This is a genomic window from Oscillibacter sp. CU971 (assembly GCF_905219725.1).
Classification (GTDB): domain Bacteria; phylum Bacillota; class Clostridia; order Oscillospirales; family Oscillospiraceae; genus Oscillibacter.
The window spans coordinates 1-21,516 of sequence record NZ_CAJMXG010000026.1 but is presented as its reverse complement, the minus strand read 5'-3'; the positions used below and the strand labels follow the sequence as shown (position 1 = coordinate 21,516).

Below are 21,516 nucleotides of genomic sequence, written 5' to 3'. Positions count from 1 at the left end.
GCCCTGGAATACCCTGTAGCGGAAGGAGGGCAAATATGCTTCCCGTTCTGACCACAGTGCAAGCGGCCAAAAACACGGTTGAATACCGCATTAAACCGTGCTATAATGCCCATACAACGCGAAAAGGAGGTTTTGGAATGCCAATCAGCGAGAACAAGAAAGCATCCAATGCCCGGTACACCGAAAAGTGCGACTATATCAATGTCCGCCCGCTGAAAGAGCAAGGGCAAAGAATCCGCGCCGCCGCCGCCGCCGCCGGTCAAAGTCTGCAAGGCTACATCCTCCAGGCCGTGGAAGAGCGCATGGAGCGCGAGGCGCAGAAGGGAGGAACCGCCGATGAATGACGCCAAGGTATACGCGCCCTTCCGCTGTGTCGCCGCCTTTGCCGACGGCTCCCGGCTCCTGTTCGACGGCCNGACCCGCGAACAGGCCCGCTCGACAATGGACGCCGCAATGGAGCAGCACGGGGATATAGGCTGGTGGAACTGGGTAACGGATGAAAACTACCGCAACGGGGAGTATTACAAGCTGATACCCCCACCGCCGCATTTCCCATTCCCCATCCTGGACCTGTCTGACTGCCAGACCGAGGAAGAGCGCCAGAAAGCCCTACAGTACCCCTTTGAAGAGGACGGCGAACCCTGATATACCCCCCGCGCGCAAAAAGCCCGCCAAGGCCGTTTCTGCGGCCCCTGGCGGGCTTCTTTCTGCCTATTCGCAAATTGTTTTTCCAGCGGCTTTTCCTGCGCGTGGANGTGGCCGCATTTTCGNGTGGAAAATTTNTTCAAACCTCTTTCCTTTAAGGCCCAGGACCGGCCCGGACGCCCCGCGCCGGGACGGCCCAAAGCCTGGCCTGCGGACCGTCTGCGGACCATTTTCCTGACGCCGGGAAAACGGTCATTTTGACCCGGTTATACTTCTATACGCGCGCGCGTGAGGCGCGGCCCAANATCTCGTCCGGCATAGACACTTCCTCCAGGGCTTCCCCCAGCCGGTCCAGCGCCTTTTCTCCCCGGCGCTTCGCCGTCCTCTCCGTAACGCCCAGCATGACGGCAATTTTCACCCAACTGTACTTATCCCGGTAACGGTAGAGAATCAGCCGTGTGTACTCGCCGTTTATGGCGTTCATGCAGTCCTGAATTTTCTCCCGGTCCGTCTCCAGAACATGGACCCGGACTGCGACCGCTTCCAGCTTCCCCCACACGTTCCGGGCGTCCGCCTGCAAGGCCAGCGCTTCGGTAGGCTTCCCCGGCGTGGAGCTATGCGGCATCCCGTCATAGGACGTGCCGCGCAGGCCGTTGTATTCGTCCTCCAGNTCGGCCTGCTCCTGGTCCAGCAAGCGCCGTTGTGCTGGAATCCCGTAAAAATATGCGATTANCGTTTTCACGTCTTTGCGCCGCATAGCTCCATGCCTCCGTGTCAGTGTAGTCCGTTTTCCCCGCCGGTCAAACGATGTCCGGCCCCCTGTATTCCCGACGGCGTGGCCGCGTCCGTTTCTGCCGCCTCTGCGCCCGCTCGCGCTCCTTTTGCCGGGAGAAGCGGACGGCATCAGCCCGCCCGGCGGCTCTCTGCCGCTCCCGGTCCTCTTTCCGGTCCCAGGCGGTTTTGAAGTGCAAAAACTCGCCTTTTACCTTTTCCGGGCTTTCGCCCCTAGCAACCGCGCTCATAATCTCGCCTATGATTTCTTCCAGTGAACAGGTCCGCCACTCCGCCATTGCACGGGCTTTTTTCATAATCTCCCGCGTTTCCGTCTCCGAATATCCCGCAATCGCCTCCATTGCAAACTCCATTTCCCGCTCCCGCAAGAGGCCGTCTATTTCGTCCGCGATGATAATTTCAATCGCTTTCCCCACCGCCGCCGCCTTTTCAGCCACCGTGGGCGGGGGCGGGAAGGTAGGCACGCCGCAGTCTCTACCTTCCACGTTGGCAAAGTAGCCGTACCCATCCGGCAGCGGCACATATCCGCCGCCCGGCACCTTCTGAATCCCGGACACGTCCATAGCCATTCCGCCGCAGTATGGGCAGGAGATTGTAAACGGCGACGGCTTATGGTTCGCTCCAAACTCTTCAACGCCTTTTTCCAGATACATAGGCCAGCTATTTCCGCACAGCCCACAGTTATAAATCATTCTCCCGTGAATCAGCGGCGGGCGCTTGTGCTGTTCCGTTCTTTCGTTCACCGCCGCACCCTCACTTCCGCAGGGCGGCGATTGCTATACCCACCGCCTCGGCATACTCCGCCCATGGCACCGTCTGGCCTCCCTTAACAGCCGCCATAGTCTCACAATAATTCCGCAGGGTTTTCAGCATCAAAGCGGCCCATTCGATGTCCTTTTCCCGCCCGGTTTCCTCCGGCGGCGCATCTTCCACAGGCGGGAGAGTGGACGGCGCAGGAAAATCCACAACTTTCCCGCCGTTTTCCACGGCGGGCGGCTCCGTTATCAGCTCCGGCGGCTCAACGTGCATNNTNGTCTCCACTTCCCGCACATACACGCCCGGCTTATACTCCGGGCCGTCCTCCGCCGGTTTCGGCTCGGTCCGCTCCGTTTTAGGTNGCTCCCGCTCCNCAGGCTTCCACTTGCGTACATCCTCCAGCGTAACCGGCGTGCCTTTGCTCCACAGCGCCGCCGCCGCGTGTTCCTGCACTTCTTCCGGCAGCATAGACAGCTCATAGGCCACAGAGATACCGATTTTCCCTTCCTCCAGCCAGCCCTTAAACGCAGGAATCAGGTGGTTTTCGATACTGTCATACCGGCCCACCTGGGCGGGCGTGGTCCCCAACTGCTCGGCAATCAGCTTGCGCGTCTCGCCGGGAATTTTCTCAAATCGGCGCTTTTTCTCCAAAAGCGCACGTAAGCGGGTAGCCTCCTGCACTTTGTCCCAGTCGGTTTTCTCCCGCTGGCCGTTGGTGGCGATCAGCAAAATCGCCTCGTCAATGGCCCGCAGCTCGTCCGTCTCGGCGTCCGGCTCTGCATCCCGGCCCGCGTCCTCCACCATGCACGGCATCTTCCGGTAAGCTTCCTTGCCCTGCTTCACAAGCTGGAGGGAGGCCAGCCGCCGCCGGTGGCCGGAAAGAAGTTTGTACTTCCCGCCGCCCAGCGGCACCACAAGCCCCGGCTGCTTCACGCCGCCGGACAGTTCAATAAGCCCGGCCAGCTCGTCGATTGCCGACANNGAGTAAAAATTATCTTCGGACGGCACCAGGTCCTCCACGTCTATGTATTTCAGCACGGCGCGGCCCTCGTCCGCACGGCTCCGCGCCTGGACCTGCCCCCGGCCCTTCTGCAAGCTCATAATGTCGAATCCCACGGTTTANCCCTCCTTCATTTCCTGCTCTGAAAATTTCATAAAGCATCCCCAAAACGTCCCCGACCTTTTCCCGCTATGGTGTCCAAATAATGGCTTCTGCCCGATTGCTTTCCATACCTTTTCGGCGGGAACGTCATATTCCGACCACTTGAAAATTAAAACTCCATCCGGCTTTAAGACCCTCATGCACTCCCGGAATCCCTCATGTAGCATCTTTGGCCAGCCGTCGCCTAATTTCCCGTATTTTTTTACCAGCCACGATGTTTCTTTTGCGCCGGTCAGGTGCGGAGGGTCAAACACGACCAACGGAAAAGAATTGTCCGGGAACGGGAGAGCTGTAAAGTCGCACAATACATCGGGGTCAATCCGCAACGAACAGTTTTTATTGTTTTTCCACAGGCCAGGATATTCTTCCCTCCTCCGATCACAATAGACAGCCGCCGGATGGTGCTTATCAAACCAAATCGTCTTTGCCCCGCAGGTTACGTCTAAAATTTTCTTCTCCACGTCTTATCCCCCCTTGCCCGAATCGGTCANGGCCAGATNCTCCGCCGTCAGCTTCTTGTACTGGATAGCGGCCCAGGAGCGGGGTGCGAACACGCACAGCGGCTTTTCCTCCAGCGTGCTTTCCGGCACCTTCGGATTGTAGGAAATGGCCGTCTGGAGTACGGGGCAGATACCGCTATCCTCCAGCGACCGGCGCGCCTGCCAGAAGGTTTCCCGGTTCTGCCAGTGGGTGAAGAACGCGCCCCGCAGCGTCAACCCCGGATTGACCGCCTCCCTTGCGCTTTCCACCTGCTCCACCAGGTCCAGCAGACCGGAAAAAGAAAACTCGTCTGGCCGGATAGGGATAAGCACATCATCCGCCGCCGTCAGCACGTTCAGCGTCACGGTGTCCACCGACGGCCCATTGTCTATGATGCAGAAGTCGTAATCGTTGCGCACATAGTCCAGGGCGNAGAACAAGACCCGNNCTGTNTCCGTATCCCGCCGGTCATACAGCTCCCGGTCCGCCGCGTACAGCTCCAGATTGGACGTGATGATGTCCAGTCCCTTGTACCCAGTCTGGTAAATGACCCGCTCCACGCTCTNGGCGTCCAGCGCATCCGCCAGCAGCAGCGCCGNCGTCCCGTCATGCTCCCCGTACACCTGGAAATACTGGGAGGCGCTGCCCTGCTTGTCCCCATCCACCAGCAGCACCTTCTTGTGGTGGACCGTCGNCAGAATGTGCGCCACATTCGCCGCCGAAACGGTCTTACCCGGCCCGCCCTTCAAATTGATAAATGCCAGCGTTCTCATTCCTGCCGCGCCTCCCATGCAATGTGTTTTTCCCGGACCGTTTTGGAGATTTCCGCCAGAATCAGCGCGTCCGGGTCCTCCGCCGCCGCCAGCGCCTCCTTCGAGATTTCCCCGTTTCCAAAACTGTCCAGCCGGAACGCCGATTCATGAACATGGTACTTGATACCCGACACGTAGTTGAACTCGATAGTAATGGTCAGCTTTCCCCCGTCATGCAGGGCTTTCCGCATCCTGTCACTCATTCCTGCCCCTCCGTTTCCTTGAACCATCGGCATCCGCCGCAGCCCTGCATTTCCTCGTTCGGATTTTCCATCGGGCATCCTTCCTCGTCAGCCTGTTCCGGCCTCCCGCAATATCCCTTTTCCATTGTTCTGCTCCTTTCTGCATCTTCACACTCTTTGCACGGGAACAATATTCCGTGGTATCCCGGCCTGCTCGACCTATGGAACACACGCTTTCCATATTTCGTGCAGATGTGCGGGGACCCCGGCGCTAATCTATGCTGCTGTTCTTCCGTCAGGTTGATATACTCACAGTTGTTGCAGTTTTTTGTCGGGCGGGCAGTAAAGGCTTTCATTCTCCCGCTCCTTCCCAGTTCCACCATCCCTGTTTTCCCCTCGTCGGAATCGGTGTATCAAACATGACCGGATTTTTCAGGACCCACGCCCAGCGCCCCGGCGAGTAGTCTCCCAGAGCCTTTTCCCGCTCCGTGAGGCCGGCTACAACGTCCTCCACGGGAACGCAGCCGACGATTTCCACAGTCCCTACCACCGCGCCCAGCGGCAAGTCCCTGTCCGTTTTCCCACCGACCGCCCACAGAAGTTCCCAAAACTTCCTATCGGAAAGCGTTCTTGTTGCCCGGTTCAAGTTTGCTTTCCCGGCGTGGACAGCCACTCGCCCCCGAATGTTTGTCCGCCTGGAGCGCGTTTCGTGCGGTTTCAGTCCGGCTACGATTGCGTAGGCCCAGGGCTGATGCACAGTAAATGCCCTCATTCTCCCGCTCCTTCCCCGGTGTCCCCGCCCTCCCGGAACAACGGGCCTATTGCCTGGAGCTTTTTCTTTTCCCGCTCCCGCTCTTCCTGTCTCTCTACCGCCACGCGGCACTTGTATGCCAGCGCCTCCAGTTTCTCCACAAAGCCCAGCCTGATTGTGTCCATCGGCATGATGATGGCGGCAATCTCCATCCCGTTTTTCGCCACGATGTACTTCTGCCCGGTAGTGTCCACCCGCTCATAGAACCGGAGATAGTCCGCCATATCCTCCAGCGGAGACAGGTATGCGCTCTGGATAAACAGCATATCATCGTTCGTGCTAAGAGGCTTCACCACATACCCGTTATGCTCTACCGTGGGCCACTCGTCATAAAGCTCCCGCTCTCCTTTAGCGTAGTCCTCCACACTCATGCCGNCCGGCATCGGCTTTNTGGNGAGNACACACTTCTTCCGCCGCTTCTCCGTGATGTCGAACATGGCGCACAAGTTTTCTTCGTCTAGGACCGGCAGTCCGGACAGAGGATAGNNGGAACGCCNGTCGCCCAGNCNTTGCCGGATAAGCNCTCCATTTTCTTCCACTTCGTCGAACAGGTAGTACGCCCCTTGCTTGGCGCATATCGCCNCAACCTTTTTCAGCTTCACCGATTTTTACACCTCCTGAATGTCGATATTGAAACGCTCCTTCATCATCTTGCGCTTCATGATGTAATCCTTCNTGCGCGTGGCNCGGCTCTTCACGTCCTCTACCACCAGCACCCAAAAACTCCCGTTGTATTCCGTCCACGGGTCGCCCCTGACTTTCTCGTATGTAAAATCCGCCCTGTACCGGATGGCTCGCACCCGGTGTCCCTCGCCGTCGGTGTAGGCTTCCTGCAAGGTGAAGTCAACCTGCATCCGCAGGTCCCGGATTGTCCCGGCCCGCTCCAGCGCAGACAGTTCATCGAACCGCCGCGCCTCCTTCTGGCTGTCAAACCGCAGGACATTCCCGGCAGNTGTCACCCGCTCGGTTGGCTTGTTGTGATACTTCCGCCCGCCGCCGGTTGGTGCATCGGCGGGGGAGGGGAGAGGCGCGCTCTGCTTCCGCCGCTCCCGCTCCATGAGCTTCCGCAAAGCCTGTGCCTGATAGGCGGGCNNCAGGTCCTTCACGNCCACGCCCATCACTCTTTCCTCCCCCTNNGCCGTTTCAACGCGCAGTAGTCCCGGATAATCTCGGCCCGTTCCCATTCGGTTGTGCTGGCTACCAGATGTCCGTAGCTGACGCCCCGTCTNCGGGCCGCCGCCGCCAGCGCGTTCAGCGCCTCGCTATCTGTGGCGTACCCGCCGCCGGGCAGCTCTACCATGCTCATTCTGTTTTCCTCCCTTCCCGCTTCCTCTGCTTCGGTTTTTGCTTCGGACGGATAAACTTCCCGTCCTTCCTGTAGAACCGTGCCACCAGGTAGCACCCGCCGTTCACGTCGTTGNGAAAAGCCTCCGCCGCCGACATAAGATAGCCGGGATAAAGGCGCTCAAACTTTGCGAATTTCTCTCCGCTCTCCAGGCTTTTAGCCAGCTCCCGCGCCTTGCTCCCGGATATGCGCCCGTCCCGCGTCCTCGGCTCCGGGTCCACCAGGTTTTTAGAGGCCGTCCACGCTTTCCCCCCAACGGGAGACTTTACGATGTAGTTCCCCAGCCCGGCAAGCCCGTCCTCGGTGAATTGCAGACGGCGGGAGTTTGCGTAGCCATATTCCCACATGCTTTCCAGGGTATCCCGGTCTATCCCGCCATTGACGGTGATGTGGTGGTGATACCGTCCGCCCCGCTTGCCCCGCTCGGTGACGGCTATGTATTTCAGGGGCGGCAGGCCCAGCTTTTTCCGTAAGCGCTGAATCCGCCGGATGTAGTTGCGCAGGTTACGGGCGGCTTCCTCGTCGCTCCCCGGCTGCTCCCCCTTGTAGGTCAGATGGATTTCCAGGTCCTCCGGCGTGAAGTTTGCGTGAAGGAGACGGACCAGCTTTTCTTCCCGGTGCCTCTGGTTGAGCTTCTTTTGGGCCTCTGTGGAGGGCTTCTTTTTCGCCCGCTTCCCTCCGCCCGGCTTTCCCGTCTCAAAGACCGGATAGATATACACATCCAGGTATTCCCCGCAGGTATACTTCTTTTCCCGGTACACCGTCCGCATACCGGCAGCACCTCCCCCGTGGTCGTTAAGTTACTATCCCATACAAGCCCGAAATGCGCCGCAGCGCATGGTTTCCCCCTTGTATCTGTCCCCGGAGTGTGGTACAATATATAGCGTACTTGATTGGTCGCCCTCCGGGGCGTCCGCCCTGCGCAAGCTGTAGGAGGCTTACGCAGGGCGTTTTCTTTTATCCGAACCGGCCCTTGAACGGGAACGGAACATCCGCTTTCATAATTTCCCGCTCCTTCGGCCCCCTCATGTCGAACGTCCTGAACAGCGGCGACGTAAGCGGCCCGCCCATCATCAGCCCGGCCAGTCCGCCCATCATAGGCGGTCCCGGCAGCACCATTTTCAGGTACATAGCGGTGGCCGCGCTCACATCGGGCGGAAGCTCCATCAAAATGTCCGTGATTTTCCCGGTGGCCTCCTTCACCTGCTCCACCTTTTCGCCCATGGTCGGCCCCTTCTTCTCGCTCTCCGCGCTCCCGGCGGTGTCCTCTCCGCCCTCCGGCTCTCCCTTGTCGGCGTCCCCGCTGTTCTCCCGCTCTGCCCGGACGGAATCGACGGCCTTCTGCGCCGCGCCCTCGCCGCAATCCCGGTCATACAGGCGCTCGTCGAACTCGTCCCCGGACAGGTCCACTTTCAGCACCCGCCCGTGCAGGTAGTCAAACTGCGTGTACTTCTCCAGCAGTTCAGCGCAGCTCTCCACCGTCACGGTCCCTTCCTCGGCAGCGTGCATAAATCCAAGCCCCCTGGACGTGGCTGTGGTCATACAGCGCTTTCAGGACCCGCGCCTTGTCCAATCCCTTGATGTCTACCATTTTCTTTTCCTCACTTTTCATTTATTTGGACCCGTTTTCCGGGTATCCATCATGTTTCCGGCCCTCGTCGTTCAGCCAGTGTAGGTGTTTGCACCGCCGCATCACGCACCCCCGCCGCCGTATGCAAACGTCNNTCATCAGCCGTTCATGCAGGGCGCACCATGCCGTGGCATTGGCGGGCGGCTTTCTCGCTGGCCGCTTCTTCCTCTTGCAGCTCATTTCCCCCGGTCCTTCACGTCCCGCACGATGTCCCGGATGGTTGCCGCCGCGCAGTAGTAGAACACGGGCNGCAAAAGGGCAAGCCCCTCGCCGCCGACAGCGTAATACCCCCGCTCCCGCAGGGCATAGGCCGCGCCCAGCTTATACAGCAGAATCCCGGCCACCATCAGGAACGCATACCACGCCACGGCCCAGACGTTCAGCCGCGCAAGCCACGTCCGCAGGCTCACCCACCGCCGCTTCTTGGCTTGTCCCACTTCGATTTTTATGTACTTGACCTTCTCCACGGTTTCATCCTCCCTTCTGCCGAAATTCTCCCCTGCAAGGGCAGGTCCGCCAATGCGGCACGAACCCCAGCGGCGTGTTGATTTTGGCCTCCCTGGTCTGCACTTCCTCCGGCGTCGCCCGCCGCCCGGTAAGTATGCCCTCTTCCTCGGTGTAGAAGCTCTCGTCCCCGTCGCCCTCAATGACAAATTCCGGGTCCGGGTCCACCGGGATATACCGTCCTTCCGCCGTCTGCATCCAGTCGATTTCCCGGCCACAGTCTTTGCAATAGCTCACCGCTTACCACCTTCTCTTTCCGTCAAACCGCGCCTTGGTCACGGCAATGGGAAATTCTTCTATCTCGCTGGCCCACAGGCAGGCCCCCGGCCCGTTCAGGCGCTCCCATATCAGCGGGAACCCGCCGATACCGTCAAAGAGGCTTGCCATTGTGGCGTCCCGCTCGTAACAGGCGCACAGCCGTTTCAGCACCCACGCCCACGGAGGCAATGCGATAGAATTTCCCAGGGCCTTATACCGGGCGCTGTCGCTGCTCNCNTTGTGGAGCTTCCCGGCGCTGTCCGTCCATGGCCCTATGTCTGTCCATCCATCAGGAAATCCCTGGAGGCGTTCACATTCAAGTGGAGTGAGGCGTCGCACCATTCCATCGGTTACCGGATATGTAGCCGCGTCCTCCCGTTGAGGGTCACGTCCGCTTCCTCGTAGCGTGTGTGCCACAATCGACTGTTCATGGTTGCAGTTCAGCGTAGGACAAGCATCCCGCATGATTTCAGCTCCAGCCTGGCCGGTCGCCATCACAATATCTGAGTAATCTGTTACCCGGCTTTGATGGTCCCCGGTCAGAGTGCAGACCGTTTTTCCGTCGCCGTTGCCTCTGGCATCGTATACCGCCGCAGGCTGTCCCGATGTAAGCGTTGGCGAACGCTCCGCCTCATATCCGATTCCCCGCGTCCGGCTCCCGGCATTGTGCTGGAATCCGGCGCATATGACAGGCTGGTGCCCGTGTTCCTGCGCCCGCAGGGTTCCGGCAACGTCAACACTCGTCCCCATGACGCTCCCGTCCTGGTCGTTCAGGCAGATAACTGGCTGCACAATGCACACGCCGCCCTGCTGGGATGTTGGCGCTCCGCCGTTGCAGTCCAGGGTGTTTGATTTCTCCACCGGGATAATCCCGGCTTTCGGGTTGTCCGACAGCATCCCGGCGCTGTAATACGCCCCTATCCTATACGCGCTTGCCTCACCAGCGCCGCCTCCAGCTCCGGCGGCAGTTTCTTCCCCCGCCGCTCCGCTCTCCGCAGTATCCCCGCACACGCCTTGGCGGACAAAGAGTATTTCGGGTGCGGCGTGTCCTCCAAAATCTGCGACAAGCGCGATTCTACGGCGGCGCTGGGGAACTCCCCAAAACTGCGCGTCGAGAACTCGGTAGGCGACGGACCATCCATCCCCGTACCAGCAGTCAGCCAGCGGCCACTTTCCCTTTGCAGGCAATGGAACGTCGGGCGCGTCCGGCTCTGCGACCCTGATTGTCTCTTCAAGGACGGCGCGGAAGTCGTCTCCTTTGTTTGAGCTGAACGCTCCGGGGACATTTTCCCACACCATGAATCGGGGCCGAATAAACTTACCTGTTCTGCCTCGACCTGCATCTGCCTCCCTCATTTCCTTAATGATTCTGATTTGTTCCNTAAANAGGCCGCTCCGCGCTCCGNCCAATCCGGCCCGTTNCCCGGCTGCGGACAAGTCCTGGCTAACAAGGTGAACCACCAATGACTACATCAACCGCTGGCAGCTCGTACCCGTTCAACTTCGTAATGTCTCCTAAATGCTCCACCTAAACCACCTCCTTGACCCCGTTTCAGGGCCGAACATTCAGAGATTTTGCCAGATATATTTCCGCCACACTTTCCCGTATGGCATCCGCCCCCGCACAAAGTCCGCCAGCCGTTCCGCATAGTTCCGGCTTATCCCCTCGGACATCATCAGCTTAATAAACCGCTTCCGATTCTTGCAGCGCCAGCGCTTCGGCGCTTTGATGGTAAATGCAAATTCCACTTCCTGGAGCGGTAGTACGCTCTCCAGCTTCGGCGCATCCGGCGGCAGGGTGATTTCCGCCAGTCGGATTTCTCCCCGCGCAATCGGTNTGTCGCCCAGGTACAGCNTAANGTCGTTCAGGTCAAACCCGTTTTCCGGTCCCATCGTCCCCCTCCTTCCCCTGCATTTTTGGACACCACGCCGGGACATAGGGCAGGAGGTAGGTAGTCCCCATGTGATAGCCCTTGTGTTTCCCCGGCGCAAAGCATCGAAAAGCTATGGTCTTTTCGCTGTAGCTTCCCTTGACCGGCCACGGCTCTGTCCGTATGTACTCGCACCCCTCGCAGGTTCGGGAGAAGTCCGCGCCCGCNCTCACGGCTTGTCCATTTCCGCCCGCAGGCTGTCCTTGATGTAGTAGTCCAGGCCCATTTCCTTGCACGCGGCCACGGCATCCCGGCNACACTGCGCCCAGTTGATGTCCGACGGGTGGTAGTTCAGCTTCCCAATCTTCACCTTGTCGATGAAGTGGGAGCAGTATTTGATGCAGTCCAGCACCGCCGCCGGGTCAAGGACCGGCTCGANCGATACCCANGTGTTGCCGCCCCTGCATNTCAACGCCTCCAGGCTATACAGGCGGTCCGCCGGTTTGACTGCGCACGGCTCCGCCTTNTCTGCCATGGGCACGTCGCAGGAGATAGTCACGCCGTACCAATCCCCGCCGTCCAGCAAATCAAAGTCCCTGCTTCCGTCTCCCTTGGTCAAAATCTGGACGTGGTTGCCGTACTCTTTCAGGGCCTTAATGACCTCCCGCGTGGTAGCCGTGTCGCAGCCGGTGGGATACGGGTCNCAGGTGAAGCACAGGTGGACCAGCTCCCCGGTGATTTTCTCCNGCTCCAACTTCCGCCGCAGTNCCGCCACAANGTCCTTGCGCGGCTCCACGCATGAGTGAAATACCTCCCGCTCCCGGTGCAGGACCTGGGGCGCGAAACAGTAGTAACAGCGGTGGGGNCNTCCGGTGTAGATGTTCACGGCATAGTCGCCGTACTCCGCCGCCGCGCCCTTCGGTTTGTAGATGGTGTTCATGTCCGCTACCTCCTGTTCCACACTTCATCAATCCGCTTGTGGCAGGCGTCCGGGCCGATGTCTCCCACCCAGGTTTCCAGCGCCTCGCGCTTCTCCCGTCGCTCGTACTTGTCCATCACGTCAAAGTCCGGCTCCAGCGTCTCCCGGTTGAAGTAGCCGATGCAGGTATGGCTTGCCGTACACAGCCCCGCCCGTACCACGATGCACCCGCTCATTCCCAAGTCCGGGCTGATGGATATGCCCATGTTCCCCATCCGCATAGTGAAGAACCCTTCCAGGTACGTCCCCCGGTCCGGCTCCAGGCCCTTTGCCGTCCCGAACTCCTGCACGGCCAGCCGCCGCGCCGTCGCCAGCGTCAGCCGGAAGCCGCCGGGGTACTCTTTTTTCCTCGCCACTCGTCACCCCTCCTTTTCAAATCTGATTTTCATTTGCGCCGGGTATAGGTCCACCTTCGGGCGGCGCTTCCCGGTCCACCGCAGGCCCCCGGCCTGTCCCACGCATTTCCATCCGGCGGCGCGGAGGCTCGCCCCGTTCTCGCTCTCCAGGATGTAAGTCACCAGCTTTTTGTATCCCATGGCACGGGCCGCTCTCCACGCGGCGGCGTACAGCATGGAACAGGCATTGCGGCTCCCATCTGTGCAAAGCCGGTTGACCTCCAGCGTNNACCCGTCGTCCAGGTGCCGGGCAACCGGACGGCCNACAATAGCAACANCCACGATTTTCTCCCCATCTGACAGGCCAATGGAAAACTTGTGGCCCACAACCGGTCCGTGGTGTCGGTGGTTCTGCTCCACAAATGCGTTTGCCTCTTTCAGTGTCATAGGTACAATTTCAAGCATGGTCTATTCCCTTTCTTTCTCCCTTCTGCTATACTGGTCCCGGCGGCGTTGCCCCGCCGCCGGGAATCTATAGAAAGGAGAATATTTTATGGGTGGTCTTGTTCAATACACTGTAGATTTTGGCGATACCCCAAAATCGGAGGCCCAGCGCATTTGCGAAATGCTTGAAACTATTTCCTGGAATGGCGTTTTCCCTAATCTGGAACGTCCGATTGTCCGCTTTTACCTCGAACAAGGGCAGGAGCTTGACAGCCTCATTACGTTCCCGCCGGGATGTCGTGTGCAGGTAGTCGGGAAAAAGTAACGTTCTCTGCGTCCGGGTCATAGTCCATCACAACCCGGCATTTCTTGTCCGGCAAAAGGACTTCAACCAATTCAGCCAGCAAGGCTTCAAGGTGGGTAAATGCTTTGTCCCCTGTTGCCTTTACCCGCTCGCTTCTGGCTTCTTTGGCCTTTCTGGCAAACTCCCCCATTGCCTTTCTGTAGCCGTCCCTTTTTACCCACATCACAATCCGGCTTTGTCCCTCCGCCTCCTGCATCAGCCACCACAGCGGATTGCCCCGCTCCACCTTGTGCGGGCATCCCTGCCCGTCGCAGTCCTCCACCTGGCATCCGTCGCAGAACATCCGGTGAAACGCCTCGTCCCACGGCCCGCTCGCAATGGGCAAGGAAGCGAGAAACGTCCCCAGCGTCTCCGGCGACGCGGTGATTTTCTCAAAGTTTGTCATGCTCCGTCCGCTCCTTCCTGTTCAACGTCCCTCTTCGGGCGGCGTCCACGGTTCCGCAAGTTCCTCTGGTACACGGTCTGGCCCCGCTCGGCGCTGTACGCGGGCCGGAAGTTCTCGTCCAGCACCACGCCGCCCCCACCGTCCGTCTCCTGGCCGCGTTTCAGTTCCGTGTATACAGTACACTGGCTGATTTCCAGCTCTGCGGCAATCTTGACCGGGGAAGCGTTGCGCCGCCACATCAATTCAATCTTTCTGCGGTCCTCCAGCGTCAAAGTCCTCACTTAATCACCCCTTTTCCCGTTTCTGCCCCCGTTTGGGTAAAAAAATAATGCAGAAAAAGGTTGAAAAACCTTTTCTGCATTTAACTTACTACATCAGCCCTCACACTTCAGCTGGTAGCCCAGCTCCTGGACCTTCTGCCGGATCTGCTCCTGCCGGACGCCGGTGGAATCATAGTCCACCGCCACGCAGCCCCGGCCGCTGAGGCTGACGGAGGTGACGCCGGGCAGCATGTCCAGCCCCTGCTTTAAAAGCTTCTCGTCGTGCTTGTCCCCGGCGTTCTCCAGGGAAAAATAGGTGCTCAAACGGGCCATGGGAATCGCTCCTTCCAAACGTTTGGACTAGCTTTCCCCATGCGCGTTTTTTCATTCCAGGCGAATATGAAACCGGCGCTCAGCCCTTCTCCTCCGGCTTCTTCTCCAGCCGGGCGGCCAGCTCGTTCAGCTCCGCTCCCGTCTGGTCCAGGGCCCGGGGCAGCTGGCTGAGCATCACCTCAATTTTGCGCAGCTCGCTGTTCACATGGCCCGCCGTGGATTCAAAAGCGCTCACCAGCCGCTGGTACCGGTCCTGGAACTCCCCCACCGTCCGGCGGGTCTGGGCGGCGGCTTCCTCCTCCAAATCGTCGGCCCGCTTCCGGGCCTCGCACTCAATGGCCCCCAGGNGCTCCCGGNACCGGGCGNANGCCTGCGCGTCGGGCTTGAGTGCGTCCCGCTCCGCCGTGAGCCGGGCCGCCTCCTGCTCCAGGGCCCGCAGGGGCTCCAAGTCCGCCCGGACGGCGGCTNCCGTCTCCAGCTTCTCCCGGAGGCGGTCCCGCTGCTCCGTCAGCTCCTCCACCTGGACCCGGAGGCGGTCCAGCTCCTCCATCTGGTCCGCCGCCTGCCTGTGGAGCATTTCGTTCTCTGCCTCCAGCTCCCGCTNGGCGGCGGCGGCCTTTTCCGAGGACTGTTCCAAATACCGCACCACGTCCTGCTTGTCAAACCCGCCGAAGGCCACGCTTTTAAAGGAATAATTCTCCATAAGGCCACCGCTTCCTCTCAAAATTTCCCCTTGATTCTACCACAGGCGGCGGCGTTTTACAAGGGGCATCCTTTTTATTCCAGCGCCGCCTGAAAAACCGGAGGGGCCGGCGCCGCGGAGGGCGGGATTTCCCCTCCTCCCCTTTTTCGCTCCGCCCGCCCCGTNGACAAGCGGGGGGCCAAATGATAATATGACAGGGTATATGCGGTCCGGCGGACGGACAGAACGAAAGAATAGGAGAGCGGTATGGCAACAAAATACGTATTTGTCACCGGCGGCGTGGTCTCCGGCCTGGGCAAGGGCATCTGCGCGGCGTCCCTGGGGCGGCTTTTGAAGCAGCGGGGCGTCCGGGTGCGGAATCAGAAATTCGACCCCTATATCAACGTGGACCCCGGCACCATGAGCCCCTACCAGCACGGCGAGGTCTTCGTCACCGAGGACGGCGCGGAGACCGATTTGGACCTGGGCCACTACGAGCGCTTTGTGGACGAGGATTTGAGCGGCAACAGCTCCATCTCCTCCGGCAAGATCTACTGGTCCGTGCTGAACCGGGAGCGCCGGGGGGACTACCTGGGGGCCACCGTCCAGATCATCCCCCACATCACCAACGAAATCAAAAGCCGGGTCTACGCCATGGCCAGCGAGGACGTGGACGTGGTCATCTGCGAAATCGGCGGCACCGTGGGCGACATCGAGTCCCAGCCCTTTCTGGAGGCCATCCGCCAGGTCCGGGCCGAGCGGCCCCAGGGGGACGTGCTCTTCATCCATGTGCCCCTCATTGTCGAGGTTCCCGGCTCCGGGGAACTGAAGTCCAAGCCCACCCAGCACTCCGTCAAGGAGCTCCTGGGCCTGGGCATCCAGCCGGACATTCTGGTCTGCCGCTGCGACACCCCCATCACCGCCGACATCCGGCGGAAGATCGCCCTGTTCTGCAACGTGGAGCCGGACTGCGTGATTCAAAACGCCACCGCCGAGACCCTTTACGAGGTCCCCCTGCTCATGGCCAAGGAGGGACTGGACACGGTGGTCTGCCGGAAGCTGGGCCTGATCACCCCCCAGGCGGACCTCCGGGAGTGGACCGCCATGGTCCAGCGGGAAAAGAACGCCCACAGGCATGTGGAAATCGCCCTGGTGGGCAAGTACGTCCAGCTCCACGACGCCTACCTCTCCGTGGTGGAGTCCCTGAACCACGCGGGCACCGCCAACGACGTGGTGGTGGATATCCGCTGGGTGAACTCCGAAACCCTTTCGGAGAAGAACCTGGAGGAGGAGCTGGGGGGCTGCGCCGGAATCATCGTCCCCGGCGGCTTCGGCGACCGGGGCATCGAGGGCATGATCCAGGCCGTGCGCTACGCCCGGGAGAACAAGATCCCCTACTTCGGCGTGTGCCTGGGGATGCAGATGGCCGTCATTGAGTTTGCCCGGCACGTCCTGGGCTATGCCGACGCCCACTCCTCCGAGTTCTCCGAGACCACCCAGCACCCCGTCATCGCCCTGATGCCGGACCAGGTGAACGTCACCGACAAGGGCGGCACCATGCGCCTGGGCCGCTACCCCTGCGAGTTGAAGGAGGGCACCGAGAGCCGCCGCCTCTACGGCTCCGCCGAGATTTCCGAGCGCCACCGCCACCGCTTCGAGTTCAACAACGATTTCCGCGCCGAGATGGAGGCCCGTGGGCTGTGTCTGGCGGGCCTGTCCCCCAGCGGGCACCTGGTGGAAATCGTGGAGCTGCCAGACCACCCCTGGTTCGTGGGCGTCCAGTTCCACCCCGAGTTCAAGAGCCGCCCCGACCGGCCCCATCCGCTGTTCTATGGGTTCGTGAGGGCGGCGGCCAAAACGGCGGAAGAATAAAAAAACAGGAGCTCCGGTTTCCCGGAGCTCCTACGGTTCCAACAATTCCTCCACCGTCACGCCCAATGCCTGGGCCAGGGCCTTCAATTCGATGTCCGTTACAAACCGCTGCCCGCTCTCGATGCGCTGGACCGCGTTCTTGTCCACGTCCAGCCCGCCCAGCTGGAGCAAGTCCGCCAACCCCCGCTGGGACAGTTTGGGCATTTTCGCTTTGCGAAGGGCGGCCACCCAGCCGCCGCAAAGATTGTACCGCCCATTCGGGGCACGGTTTTTATACATGAAAAACCCGTCCTGACCTTTGGTAATTGTCATTCGACCGTTTCATTTATTTTATGATAAAATGAGGGAATAATTGACATTTGCTAAAGGTCAAAAGGAGGTTTTTATGAACTACGAGAAACTGACCGCGCAGGAGGAGCTGGCGGCGGAGGCCATCGGCCTGGAAGTCATGCGGTATTTGAAGCAGGAGGAAACCGTGAAGCGAATAGCCGCGGAGACGGAATCAAGGGCCATGCGGGCTCTGGAGAAAATCCGCAGCATTCTAAACGACGACAGCCTGGAGGACCCGGAATGCTTCCAACGAATTGAGGCCATCCTAACCGCGTTGGAGGACCACGGTGTTTTTACCACCCNCNATGANTGGTAAGTTCTATCGATAGAAGGGCAAAAAATTGGCCCGAAGGGCCCATACTTCCTTTTCTCTTTTGGACCGTGCACGGCCCGTTTTCTCTTTTCCTTCTGGAAGGAAAAGAGAAAACGGGGGGTGCAATGAACCAGCCATCGCTGGTATCCAAATCTCCCCCGCCCGTCAGGGCGAGTAAAGGACTATTGCTCTATGAACCACTACCCCGCCATTGCCGCCGCCTTAGAGGCGGAAAACCTGGACGCGGTCCTCCTCACCGGGGAGGCTAACNGCTTTTACGCCNCCGGNTTCTTCACCCCCGGCGCGGACGCCACGGCCCTCGTGACAAAAAAGGGCGCGGTGTTTTTCACCGACGCCCGCTACACGGAAGCCGCCGCCCGCCATCTGGACGGGGCGGAGCTCCGGGAGGTCAAGCCCGGAAAGGGCCTGATGGACCAGCTCAAGGAGCTGGTGTTTTTAAAGGGCGTCCGNCGCCTGGGCTTCGAGGACGCGGCCATGTCCGTCCAGTCCTTCCGGCGGCTGGAAAAGGCCCTGGACGAGGAGGGCCACCCCCCCTGCGAGCTGGTTCCCGCCTCGGAACCCATTATGAAGCTCCGGCAGACCAAGGACGCGGCGGAGCTCCAAGCCATGGAAGCCGCCCAGGGCATCGCCGAGCGGGCCCTGGAGGACATTTTGAAGGAAGTCCGCCCCGGCGTGACAGAAAAGGAAATCGCCGCCCGGCTTCAATACCTCATGCTGCACTACGGCGCGTCGGACATGTCCTTCGACCCNATCGTAGTCTCCGGCCCCAACGGGAGCCTGCCCCACGGCGTGCCCTCGGAAAAAGAGATTCAAGCCGGGGAGTTCGTCACCATGGACTTCGGCTGCGTTTACGGGGGCTACTGCTCCGACATGACCCGCACCGTGGCGGTGGGGTCCGTGTCGAAGGAGATGGAGCGGGTCTATAAAACCGTCCTCTCCGCCCAGGAGGCGGGCATCGCCGCCGCGAAGGCCGGGGTCCCCGGCAAGGCGGTGGACGCCGCCGCCCGGAGCGTCATTGAGGAGGCGGGCTATGGGGAGTATTTCACCCACAGCTTCGGCCACGGGGTGGGCGTGGAAATCCACGAGGCCCCCAACGCCGCCGCTTCCAACGAAAAGCCCCTCCCCGCCGGGGCGGTGATTTCGGCGGAGCCGGGGATTTACATTCCCGGGAACTTAGGCGTCCGCATCGAGGACGTGATTTTGATTACCCCGGAGGGCCGCCGGAATCTGACCAAGGCCCCCAAGGAACTGCTGATTCTCTAAAAAGGAGGGATTCCCCCATGCTCATGCTCTGGTATCCCAAGTGCACCACCTGTCAGAAAGCGAAAAAATGGCTGGACGAGAAGGGCCTTGCCTGTGAGGTCCGGGACATCAAGCTGGAAAACCCCACGGCGGAGGAGCTCCGCGGGTGGTATCAAGCCAGCGGCCTGCCCCTGAAGCGCTTTTTCAACACCAGCGGCCTCCAGTACAAGGCCCTGGGCTTAAAGGACAAGCTCCCCGGCATGGACGAGGAGGCGCAGCTGGCCCTGCTGGCCACCGACGGGATGCTGGTAAAGCGGCCCATTCTGGTGGGGGACGGCTTTGTCCTCACCGGCTTCAAGCCCCAGGAGTGGGAGGAGACGCTGGGATGATCGCCCGCCTGGACTTCGCCCCCCTGGACGGCATCACAAAGCGGGTCTTCCGCCGGGTGTGGCACGCGCACTTCGGCGGGGCGGATCGCTATTTCGTCCCCTTCATCTCCCCCACGGACCAGCATGTCATCACCCCCCGGGACCGCCGGGAGCTGGAAAACCCGGAAGGGCTCCCCCAGGTTCCCCAGGTGATGGCGAAACAGGCGGCGGACTTTGTCGGGGCGGCGGAGGCCCTGGCGGACATGGGCTATGAGGAGGTCAACCTGAACCTGGGCTGTCCCTCCGGCACCGTTACCGCCAAGGGGAAGGGCTCCGGCCTGCTGATGGACCCGGACCGCCTGGATCGGTTTTTGGACCAGGTCTTTTCCGCTGCCCGGGTCCCCGTCTCCGTGAAGACCCGGCTGGGCTATCACACGCCGGAGGAGTTCCCCCGGCTGCTGGAGATCTTCAACCGCTATCCCATCGCCTGTCTCACCGTCCACCCCCGGGTCCGGCCGGAGAAGTACCGGGGGGCGGTGCATATGGATCTGTTCGCCCTGGCCGTGGCGGAGAGCAAAAACCCGGTGTGCTACAACGGGGATTTGACCTCCGTCGCGGGCGTCCGGGCCTTAGAGGCCCAATTCCCCGGCTTGGACGCCGCCATGATCGGCCGGGGGGCCATCGCGGACCCGGCGCTTTTGCGGCGGCTCCGGGGCGGTCCCGCCGCTTCTAAAGAAGAGCTGCAAGCCTTCACCCAGGAGCTTTACCAGGCGTATCAGGACTTCTACGGCCAGTCCGCTCCCGACAGCCAGGCTGCCCCCGCCTCCCAGCGGATGAAGGAGGTCTNGTTCTACCTGATTCACCTCTTTGAAAACGGCGAGCGCCTGGGGGGCCGGATGCGCCGCTCCCGTGGGCCCCGGGCCTATGAGGAGCTGGAGGCCCGGATCTTCCAGGAGCTGGAGCTTCTGGACGCCCCCCAGGGGGAACTGGCATGAAATGGACGGACCCGCCGTTTCGGCGGGTCCGTTTTGCCGCTTGCCATCCGGCCCGGATTGTGTTAAACTAAGGCAACGACATAACCACGTATCAGGAGGCCCTATCATGATGTTTGAACATATCGACCGGAAGCAATGCAAGCGAGAGGCAGCGGAGCTGCTGCGGGAGGCCCAGGTTCCCCCCAAGGCCATGGCCGCCCTGCTCATGGGGCTGTGCCTGGCCCTGGGGCTGATCTCGTCCCTGGGGGGCGGCGGCTTCCTGGGCATTTTTATCTCCATCCTGGCTTTTTTGCTGAACGCCGTCCTGTCGGCGGGCTTCATATTGTACTGCATGGCCATCCGCCGGGGTGAGCGGGCCGAGTACCTGACCCTCTTCGACGGGTTTTCCTTCGTGGGGAAGCTCATTCTCCTGGACCTCATCACCGCCCTTTTCATCTTCCTCTGGTCCCTGCTCTTCCTCATTCCCGGCATCATCGCCGCCTACCGCTACAGCTTCGCCCGGTTCAACCTCTACGAGAACCCGGGCATCGGCGCTATGGAGGCCCTGGACATGAGCAAGCGGCAGACCCTGGGCTACAAGTCCCAGCTGTTCATGCTGGACCTGAGCTACATCGGCTGGATCCTGCTGGCCCGGCTTCCCTCCACCCTGCTTGCCCAGCTGGTGGCCCGGGACATCACCGCCCAGATGCTCTACGGCGTCCCCGCCCCTGATACATATTTCGGCCTGCCCCTCATCGCCCTGGACCTCATCCTGGGCGTCTGGCAGATAGCGGTGGCCCTGTTCTACTTCCCCAACTACGTCTGCGTCCAGCTCAGCTACTTCGAAACCGCCAAGCGCACCTCCGGCGTAGGCCTGGGGGCGGAGCCGCCCCAGGCTTCCCCCTGGGAGGGCTGGAACGCCCCGGACGGCTTGGGCTGAACGCTGTACCAAAAACCAGCCCCCAAGGCATTGCCTTGGGGGCTGGTTTTTTCCGCCGCTCACAGGTTTGGAAACCGCTTCCTGGCATAGCCGCTCCGCCGCAGGGCCAGGGCCAGCAGCGTGGACGCCGCCGCGCCGAAGGCGGCCTGGACCAGGTTGCTGGGAAGGCCCGCCGCGCTGCCCATAAGGCACAGGCCCAGGGTCCCGCCGCCGGAAAGGGCGGCCAAAGCCCCGTCAAACAGCCAGTAGCCTAAGACCATGGGGACCTCCGCCGCCAGGGCGGAGAGAAGCAGCCCCTTCCTCCCCAGGGCCCGGTACAGCCCCGCCGCCGTCAGGGCCATGACGGCCTTGATCACCAGGGTGGCGGGAACATAGACGGCGTAGCCGCTCAAGAGATCCGCCATGGCGGGGCCCACGCCCCCGGCC

Annotated in this window: 24 protein-coding genes and 1 pseudogene; 6 read left to right on the top strand and 19 right to left on the bottom strand. The window is 60.9% G+C overall.

Annotated features, from left to right (window positions below):
• Positions 1-137 precede the first annotated feature (137 nt).
• Positions 138-344 carry a hypothetical protein gene (locus JX325_RS03810; protein ID WP_204789844.1) on the top strand — a complete coding sequence of 69 codons (207 nt, stop codon included), beginning with the start codon at positions 138-140 and terminating at the stop codon, positions 342-344.
• Positions 345-1,445: 1,101 nt separating this feature from the next.
• Here JX325_RS03810 and JX325_RS03805 read toward each other — a convergent pair.
• The 17 genes and pseudogenes from JX325_RS03805 to JX325_RS03720 form a co-directional block, all read right to left on the bottom strand.
• Positions 1,446-2,090, bottom strand: a complete 645-nt coding sequence (locus tag JX325_RS03805; RefSeq protein ID WP_204789843.1) for a hypothetical protein — start codon at positions 2,088-2,090, stop codon at positions 1,446-1,448.
• Positions 2,091-2,190: 100 nt separating this feature from the next.
• Positions 2,191-3,309, bottom strand: coding sequence for a ParB N-terminal domain-containing protein (locus JX325_RS03800; RefSeq protein WP_204789842.1), 1,119 nt, complete (start codon positions 3,307-3,309; stop codon positions 2,191-2,193).
• A 3-nt stretch (positions 3,310-3,312) separates the two neighbouring features.
• The gene (locus tag JX325_RS03795) at positions 3,313-3,816 is read right to left on the bottom strand and encodes a methyltransferase domain-containing protein (RefSeq protein ID WP_204789841.1); all 504 of its coding nucleotides are present in this window, start codon (positions 3,814-3,816) and stop codon (positions 3,313-3,315) included.
• A 3-nt stretch (positions 3,817-3,819) separates the two neighbouring features.
• Positions 3,820-4,608: a ParA family protein gene (locus tag JX325_RS03790; protein ID WP_204789840.1), complete on the bottom strand. Its 789-nt coding sequence runs from the start codon at positions 4,606-4,608 to the stop codon at positions 3,820-3,822.
• Complete coding sequence (locus JX325_RS03785; protein WP_204789839.1) at positions 4,605-4,850, bottom strand: hypothetical protein; 246 nt, start codon at positions 4,848-4,850, stop codon at positions 4,605-4,607. Before JX325_RS03785 ends, JX325_RS03790 begins: the two co-directional genes overlap by 4 nt.
• Entirely contained in the window at positions 4,847-5,212 is a 366-nt protein-coding gene (locus JX325_RS03780) for a hypothetical protein (RefSeq protein ID WP_204789845.1), read from the bottom strand. Before JX325_RS03780 ends, JX325_RS03785 begins: the two co-directional genes overlap by 4 nt.
• Positions 5,182-5,601, bottom strand: a complete 420-nt coding sequence (locus JX325_RS18615) for an ASCH domain-containing protein (protein WP_374220582.1) — start codon at positions 5,599-5,601, stop codon at positions 5,182-5,184. The genes JX325_RS03780 and JX325_RS18615 overlap by 31 nt, the downstream gene beginning before the upstream one ends.
• On the bottom strand, positions 5,598-6,005 hold the full coding sequence (locus tag JX325_RS03770; protein ID WP_204789837.1) for a hypothetical protein: 408 nt from the start codon (positions 6,003-6,005) through the stop codon (positions 5,598-5,600). Before JX325_RS03770 ends, JX325_RS18615 begins: the two co-directional genes overlap by 4 nt.
• 243 nt (positions 6,006-6,248) lie before the next feature.
• The gene (locus JX325_RS03765) at positions 6,249-6,758 is read right to left on the bottom strand and encodes a DUF1064 domain-containing protein (protein ID WP_243413903.1); all 510 of its coding nucleotides are present in this window, start codon (positions 6,756-6,758) and stop codon (positions 6,249-6,251) included.
• 1,184 nt (positions 6,759-7,942) lie between these two features.
• Positions 7,943-8,494 carry a hypothetical protein gene (locus JX325_RS03760; protein WP_204789835.1) on the bottom strand — a complete coding sequence of 184 codons (552 nt, stop codon included), beginning with the start codon at positions 8,492-8,494 and terminating at the stop codon, positions 7,943-7,945.
• 592 nt (positions 8,495-9,086) lie between these two features.
• On the bottom strand, positions 9,087-9,356 hold the full coding sequence (locus JX325_RS03755) for a hypothetical protein (protein ID WP_204789834.1): 270 nt from the start codon (positions 9,354-9,356) through the stop codon (positions 9,087-9,089).
• Between the two features lie 216 nt (positions 9,357-9,572).
• A pseudogene (locus tag JX325_RS18610) lies at positions 9,573-10,838 on the bottom strand (DNA cytosine methyltransferase); the annotation flags it as partial.
• Between the two features lie 1,355 nt (positions 10,839-12,193).
• Positions 12,194-12,583 carry a hypothetical protein gene (locus JX325_RS03740; protein ID WP_204789833.1) on the bottom strand — a complete coding sequence of 130 codons (390 nt, stop codon included), beginning with the start codon at positions 12,581-12,583 and terminating at the stop codon, positions 12,194-12,196.
• Between the two features lie 3 nt (positions 12,584-12,586).
• Positions 12,587-13,027, bottom strand: coding sequence for an XF1762 family protein (locus tag JX325_RS03735; RefSeq protein WP_204789832.1), 441 nt, complete (start codon positions 13,025-13,027; stop codon positions 12,587-12,589).
• A 257-nt stretch (positions 13,028-13,284) separates the two neighbouring features.
• Positions 13,285-13,755, bottom strand: coding sequence for a hypothetical protein (locus JX325_RS03730; RefSeq protein WP_204789831.1), 471 nt, complete (start codon positions 13,753-13,755; stop codon positions 13,285-13,287).
• The gene (locus tag JX325_RS03725) at positions 13,752-14,036 is read right to left on the bottom strand and encodes a helix-turn-helix domain-containing protein (protein ID WP_204789830.1); all 285 of its coding nucleotides are present in this window, start codon (positions 14,034-14,036) and stop codon (positions 13,752-13,754) included. The genes JX325_RS03730 and JX325_RS03725 overlap by 4 nt, the downstream gene beginning before the upstream one ends.
• A gap of 93 nt (positions 14,037-14,129) precedes the next feature.
• The gene (locus JX325_RS03720; protein WP_204789829.1) at positions 14,130-14,348 is read right to left on the bottom strand and encodes a heavy-metal-associated domain-containing protein; all 219 of its coding nucleotides are present in this window, start codon (positions 14,346-14,348) and stop codon (positions 14,130-14,132) included.
• A 949-nt stretch (positions 14,349-15,297) separates the two neighbouring features.
• On the opposite strand from JX325_RS03720, the gene JX325_RS03715 reads away from it, so the two are divergent.
• The gene (locus JX325_RS03715) at positions 15,298-16,902 is read left to right on the top strand and encodes a CTP synthase (RefSeq protein WP_204789828.1); all 1,605 of its coding nucleotides are present in this window, start codon (positions 15,298-15,300) and stop codon (positions 16,900-16,902) included.
• Positions 16,903-16,932: 30 nt separating this feature from the next.
• Here JX325_RS03715 and JX325_RS03710 read toward each other — a convergent pair whose 3' ends face one another.
• Positions 16,933-17,181: a helix-turn-helix domain-containing protein gene (locus tag JX325_RS03710; RefSeq protein ID WP_204789827.1), complete on the bottom strand. Its 249-nt coding sequence runs from the start codon at positions 17,179-17,181 to the stop codon at positions 16,933-16,935.
• Positions 17,182-17,737: 556 nt separating this feature from the next.
• Between JX325_RS03710 and JX325_RS03705 the strand changes: the two genes are divergently transcribed.
• The 4 genes from JX325_RS03705 to JX325_RS03690 all read left to right on the top strand — a co-directional run bounded on the left by JX325_RS03705 (position 17,738) and on the right by JX325_RS03690 (position 21,090).
• Positions 17,738-18,829 carry a Xaa-Pro peptidase family protein gene (locus tag JX325_RS03705; protein WP_204789826.1) on the top strand — a complete coding sequence of 364 codons (1,092 nt, stop codon included), beginning with the start codon at positions 17,738-17,740 and terminating at the stop codon, positions 18,827-18,829.
• 17 nt (positions 18,830-18,846) lie between these two features.
• A complete protein-coding gene (locus JX325_RS03700) occupies positions 18,847-19,197 on the top strand; it encodes an arsenate reductase family protein (protein ID WP_204789825.1) in 351 nt (116 codons plus the stop codon).
• Positions 19,194-20,171 (top strand): tRNA-dihydrouridine synthase, encoded by a 978-nt coding sequence (locus tag JX325_RS03695; protein ID WP_204789824.1) that lies wholly within the window; start codon positions 19,194-19,196, stop codon positions 20,169-20,171. The genes JX325_RS03700 and JX325_RS03695 overlap by 4 nt, the downstream gene beginning before the upstream one ends.
• A gap of 106 nt (positions 20,172-20,277) precedes the next feature.
• On the top strand, positions 20,278-21,090 hold the full coding sequence (locus JX325_RS03690) for a DUF975 family protein (protein ID WP_204789823.1): 813 nt from the start codon (positions 20,278-20,280) through the stop codon (positions 21,088-21,090).
• A gap of 59 nt (positions 21,091-21,149) precedes the next feature.
• On the opposite strand, the gene JX325_RS03685 is transcribed toward JX325_RS03690, so the two are convergent.
• Positions 21,150-21,516: ECF transporter S component (locus tag JX325_RS03685; protein ID WP_204789822.1), on the bottom strand; the 367-nt coding region annotated here is incomplete at its 5' end.